The sequence below is a fragment of the Streptacidiphilus anmyonensis genome (assembly GCF_000787855.1).
Classification (GTDB): domain Bacteria; phylum Actinomycetota; class Actinomycetes; order Streptomycetales; family Streptomycetaceae; genus Streptacidiphilus; species Streptacidiphilus anmyonensis.
This window is the reverse complement of the sequence record NZ_BBPQ01000138.1, coordinates 1-4893: the sequence shown is the minus strand read 5'-3', so window position 1 is coordinate 4893 and position 4893 is coordinate 1. Positions and strand designations below refer to the sequence as shown.

The window sequence follows — 4893 nt, the reverse complement described above, 5'->3', positions numbered from 1 at the left end:
AAGGACGGGTCAACCCTCCGCCAGGATCTCCTCGATCACGCGACCTGCGATCGCCGCCATCAGGGGGTTCGTGCCCCGGTAGTAGCGGAGTTCCATCAGTGCCACCGACAGCGCCCAGCCCCGTCCGCGGGCCCAGGCTGCGTCGTCCGCCCCCACTGCGGCGCGGAAGCCCGGCCGGACCACGGCGGGCAGCACGTACCAGGCCGGCATCAAGTCGACGGCGGGATCGCCCAGGCCGAGGCAGCCGAAGTCGATGACACCACTCAACCGGCCATCGGAGACCAGGAGATTGCCGGGCTGCAGATCGGCGTGGATCCATGCCGCTGGGCCGTTCCATTCCGGCGCACGCACTGCGTACTCCCAGACCGCGAGAGCCGCGTCTGCGTCGACGAGCGCCTGGAGGTCGGCGATCGCGCGACGGGTGGAGGCGTCCCGGGCGCTCAGGGGTTCGCTCCGGTAGGAGTCGGGGCCGCCCATCGGGTCGATGCGGCGCAGCGCCGTCGTGAACGCCGCGAGGTCCGCGGCCAAGACGTCGCCGTCACGGAGCTGCCCGACGACGGGGTTGGCTCCCTCGACCCACCCGTACACCGACCAAGGCCACGGGTACCCGTCTCCCGGGACTCCCTGGCCCTGGGGCACCGGAATCGGGACGGGCAGCTGCGGCGCCAGACGCGGGAGCCACCGGTGCTCCTTTTCGACGTCCTCGGCCGCCCCGGCCATTCGGGGAAGGCGCACGACCAGGTCGTCCCCCAGCCGGAACATGGCGTTGGAGGTTCCGACGCGGTCCACCGGCTCGACCGGCAGCGCGGCCCACTGCGGGAACTGCGCGCTCAGCAGTCGGCGCACGAGTGCGGCGTCCGTGTCCGCCTCGTCGGCGTGCATCTTGGCCATGCGGGTGAGCACCGTCCACTTCCTCGTCCTCGTCGGCTTCGCGGCGTCCGCCATGGGAGCTGTCGGGGACGGATCCGGTCAAACGAATTCCGCCGAGCCACCAGGTGGCTCGGCGGTCGATATCGGCTGCGGTTCAGGCGACGGGGCGCAGTTGGCCGGCGGAGCTGGGGGCGGCGTCGGTCAGGTGGGCCCGCGTCGCGCGGCGCCCCTTGGCCAGCAGGACGGAGGTGCGGGCCACCAGCATGCCGACCGCCAGGAAGACCAGTGCGTCCGTCAGCGCGTCGGCGGTGACCTGGTGGGTGAACATCCAGTGCCCGAGCTGCGCGGGGAAGAAGTGGACGGAGCCGTAGGCGAAGAGCAGGCGGGCGCCGATCACCGCGACCCACAGGGCGGCGTACCAGCCGCCACCGGTGGAGAAGGCCGCCTTGCGGTCCCCGTCGTAGCGGACCTTCAGCAGTACGGCGGCGATCAGGCCGAGCAGCAGGCCGGCGGCCGCGCCGGCGATCTCCAGCGTCAGTCCGTTGCCGGAGGTGGCGATGTTCTTCGCGAACATCGGGACGACACCGGCGGCCAGCAGGACCGGGCGGAGAATGCGCATCCAGGCGATCTTCTTGGTGCCGAGGTCGGCATGGAGCACGGTGACCAGGACAGCGAGGTTGACGATCCAGACGCTGGCGTTCATGACGGGGTCCTCTTCGGGGTCGAGGGGTTCTGTTCCGGCTGACCTCTTCGACGCTACGAGCGGGCCCCTGCCTGGTTCGTCGGTCTGCGGGTGGGCGCCGGGTGGAGGCCGGGTGGAGGCCGACGCAGCCGGCCGGTCGGCACGTCCGGCGCGTCCGGCGCACGACCGTTGCGGCGGGGCGGGAGCGCGGTAGGGTCCGGGGCACGGAACCGGTCCGCCCCAGGCCACCACCTGGGCTTCGGGCGGCCCTCGCCCAGACTCCGGGAGCCCGCATGCACGCCCCCGACGCCCCCGCTCCCTCCGAGGCATCCCCCGCCGCGGTCACCACGGTGCGCGACCGGCGCGCATACCGGTGGGGGATCAGCGCCATGCGGCTCGCCGGCCTCGCCGCGCTGCTGCTCAGTACCGCGCGCGCGAATCCGTCGCCAGGAGCACACGGACGCGGGCTTGCGATCTCAGTCGCGATGGTCGTGACGGGTGCGGGGTGGTTGATGTGGTTGGCCGTCGAGGGTCGGCCGAAACCCCTGACCGTGGCGTTGGCGGCGACGGCGGTCGGCGGAGGCGCGCTGGGTGGTCTGTCGCCGCACGGGCTGGGCGTCGCCGCCGCCCCGGTGGCGGCGCTGGTCGCGGCTGCCGCGCTGGTTCCGGAGGTCTCCGTCGCCATCGCCGTCGCCGCCGCACTCTCGCTCGCCGTCTCCACGATCGCCGTCGGCGGCGGCACCGTGGACATGCTGGGCTATCTGATCCTGATCGGAGCGGGCCTGGGCACCGGCATGATCCGCCTCGGCTACGTCCAACGCGCCGACCAGGCCGAGGAGTTGCTGGAGCAGACGCGCCGTGCCCAACAGGCGGAGGCGGAGGCCGCGGTCCTCGGCGAGCGCACCCGGATCGCCCGCGAGATCCACGACATCCTCGCCCACTCGCTGGGCGCACTGACCGTGCAACTCGAGGCCGCGCAGGCGCTGTTGGAAGGCAGCGAGGCCACGGCCGGGGATGCGGCCCTGGGCAAGGCCCTCGGCTGCGTGCAGCGCGCCGGGGACCTGGCCCGGTCCGGACTGACCGAGACCCGCCGCGCGGTCCACGCCCTCCGCGAGGACAGCGCACTGCTCCCCGAGCTGCTCGGCCGCCTCATCACGGGCGCCGAACACCCTGGGCGGGAAGCGGTCCAGGACGGGTCGGCGCGAGAGACGCGAGAGAGCGCCCCAGGGGGCGGCACAGCGCCCGAGGGGGCCCGGGTGACGCTCCGCGTGGAGGGAACGGCCCGGCACCTGGAGCCCGACGCGGCCCTCGCGATCCTGCGCACCGCACAGGAGGCGGTGACCAACGCGGCCAAGCACGCCCCGGGCCGGCCCGTCACCCTCGTGCTCGCCTACACCGCGAACGAGACCTCGCTGACCGCGAGCAACCCGCTGCCCGAGACGACGACGGACCGTCCGCTCGGCGCCACTGGCGGCGGATACGGGCTCACCGGCCTGCGGGAGCGCGCCCTGCTGGCCGGCGGCACGCTCGAAGCCGGGATCGTCGACAACACCTGGCGGGTATGCGTCACAATTCCCGGGTGACCGGTACCACGCCCCCGATCCGGGTCCTCATCGCCGACGACCAGGCCGCCGTCCGCGAGGGCCTGGCCCTGCTGCTGGACACACTCCCGGGCCTGGAGGTCGTCGGCCAGGCCGAGGACGGCAACGCGGCCGTCGACCTCGCCCGCGAGCTCACCCCGGACGTGGTGCTCATGGATCTCAACATGCCCCGCAGCGACGGCATCGAGGCGACCGCCCGGATCCTGGCCGAGCGTCCCGCCGCGCGCGTGGTCGTGCTGACCACCTACGAGGACGACACCTCGATCATCCGGGCGCTCCAGGCCGGAGCCCTCGGCTACCTCACCAAGGCCGCCACCCGGGCCGACATCGAACGGGCCGTGAAGGCTGCGGCCGCCGGCCAGTCCATCCTCGACCCCGCCGCCCAGCGCACCCTGCTGGCCGCTGCCGCCGGCGCCACAGCCACCACGGCGGCGGCCGACAAGGACAGCTCCGCCGACGATCTCACCGCACGCGAGGCGGACGTGCTGCGTCTCATCGCCGAGGGGCACTCCAACCGCGAGATCGCCCGCCTGCTGTTCGTCAGCGAGGCCACGGTGAAGACGCACATCAACCGCATCTTCACCAAGACCGGCAGCCGGGACCGGGCCCAGGCCATCCGCTACGCCTACACCCACGGCTACGCGGACCCCGGCGCCACCTCCTGACCGGCGATCCCTCGTCTCCACCCGGTCTCCACCCGGCCTGCAACCGTGCGGCGATGTCCGGCCCGTGGCCACCTCCCTAGCGTGAAGGGCGTGCGGTCGAACCGAAGGACCGCCGGAACAGAGCCCGGAACACATCAGGGAGTACGCCATGTTCTTCGCACACGACATCGCCACCTGGATCGGCCTTCCGACCGGCCTCGTCATGGCCGCCATGTTCGTCCTCCGCAAGCACGCCAAGGACCTCCACGGCTCTCGCCGGCAGAGCCGCCAGTCCGGCTCCGACACCCGCCGGGACTGAGTTCTACTGACCGTCAGCTCGACGGCGCGCCATGAGGATTCCCCCGAGCCTGCTCTCCGCGGAGGCGAGGGTCATCTGCGCCTCCACCTCGAAGCCGGACTCGTCGAGCCAGCCTGCGATCTGGTCCGGCCGACGGCGGTGTACGACGACGCGGATGGGGTGGCCGCCGTATCCCCGCGTCTTCAGCTCCGGGCCCTCCCCGACGTGGAAGCCCAGCAGCAACGGAGCGCCCGGACGCAGGAGACGACGGAACTGCGCGAACACCGTGCCGATCACGTCGTCGGGGACGTGGATCAGCGAGTACCAGGCGACCAGGCCGGCCAGTGAGCCGTCGGCGAGGTCGACGGCTCGGTCCAGGTCGGTCATGGACGCGACTTCGAACCGAAGACCGGGGTGCTCCCGCCGGGCGACCTCGATCATCGCCGGGGACAGATCGAGGCCGAAGGCCTCCACGCCGAGTCCGCTCAGGAACCCCGTGATCCGCCCCGGGCCGCATCCCACGTCCGCGACCGGTCCACCGCCGCCGCGCTTCACGAAGTCGGCGAAGAGCGTCAGAAGCGCACGCTCGTAGGGCGTCTCCTCAAGCAGGTCACGCACCGCGTCCGCATAGCTCGAGGCCAAGGTGTCGTAGGACGCCCGGGTCTCCGCCAGCCACTCCGCCGCACCGCTCACAGCCAACCCCCGTCTTCAGACTGGCAGTACGGTAACCGGACTTCCGCAGAGGCGGGTCAGATCATCGACATCGGACCGGACGTCAGAACGGCGACGCCCCGTAAC

At 72.4% G+C, this 4893-nt stretch carries 6 protein-coding genes; 3 read left to right on the top strand and 3 right to left on the bottom strand.

Annotated elements, in window-relative coordinates; all coding sequences use genetic code 11:
* Positions 1-9: 9 nt before the first annotated feature.
* Positions 10-882, bottom strand: a complete 873-nt coding sequence (locus TR50_RS41935; protein ID WP_042435916.1) for an aminoglycoside phosphotransferase family protein — start codon at positions 880-882, stop codon at positions 10-12.
* A 142-nt stretch (positions 883-1024) separates the two neighbouring features.
* Positions 1025-1573 carry a hypothetical protein gene (locus tag TR50_RS41930; protein WP_042435910.1) on the bottom strand — a complete coding sequence of 183 codons (549 nt, stop codon included), beginning with the start codon at positions 1571-1573 and terminating at the stop codon, positions 1025-1027.
* A gap of 272 nt (positions 1574-1845) precedes the next feature.
* Between TR50_RS41930 and TR50_RS41925 the strand changes: the two genes are divergently transcribed.
* The 3 genes from TR50_RS41925 (at position 1846) to TR50_RS47500 (ending at position 4116) form a co-directional block, all read left to right on the top strand.
* Complete coding sequence (locus TR50_RS41925; RefSeq protein ID WP_052441904.1) at positions 1846-3135, top strand: sensor histidine kinase; 1290 nt, start codon at positions 1846-1848, stop codon at positions 3133-3135.
* Positions 3132-3818: a response regulator transcription factor gene (locus TR50_RS41920; RefSeq protein ID WP_236654824.1), complete on the top strand. Its 687-nt coding sequence runs from the start codon at positions 3132-3134 to the stop codon at positions 3816-3818. Before TR50_RS41925 ends, TR50_RS41920 begins: the two co-directional genes overlap by 4 nt.
* Positions 3819-3966: 148 nt before the next feature.
* Positions 3967-4116, top strand: coding sequence for a hypothetical protein (locus TR50_RS47500; protein ID WP_160311293.1), 150 nt, complete (start codon positions 3967-3969; stop codon positions 4114-4116).
* A gap of 3 nt (positions 4117-4119) precedes the next feature.
* Here TR50_RS47500 and TR50_RS41915 read toward each other — a convergent pair whose 3' ends face one another.
* On the bottom strand, positions 4120-4788 hold the full coding sequence (locus TR50_RS41915; protein WP_042435905.1) for a class I SAM-dependent methyltransferase: 669 nt from the start codon (positions 4786-4788) through the stop codon (positions 4120-4122).
* Positions 4789-4893: the final 105 nt, after the last annotated feature.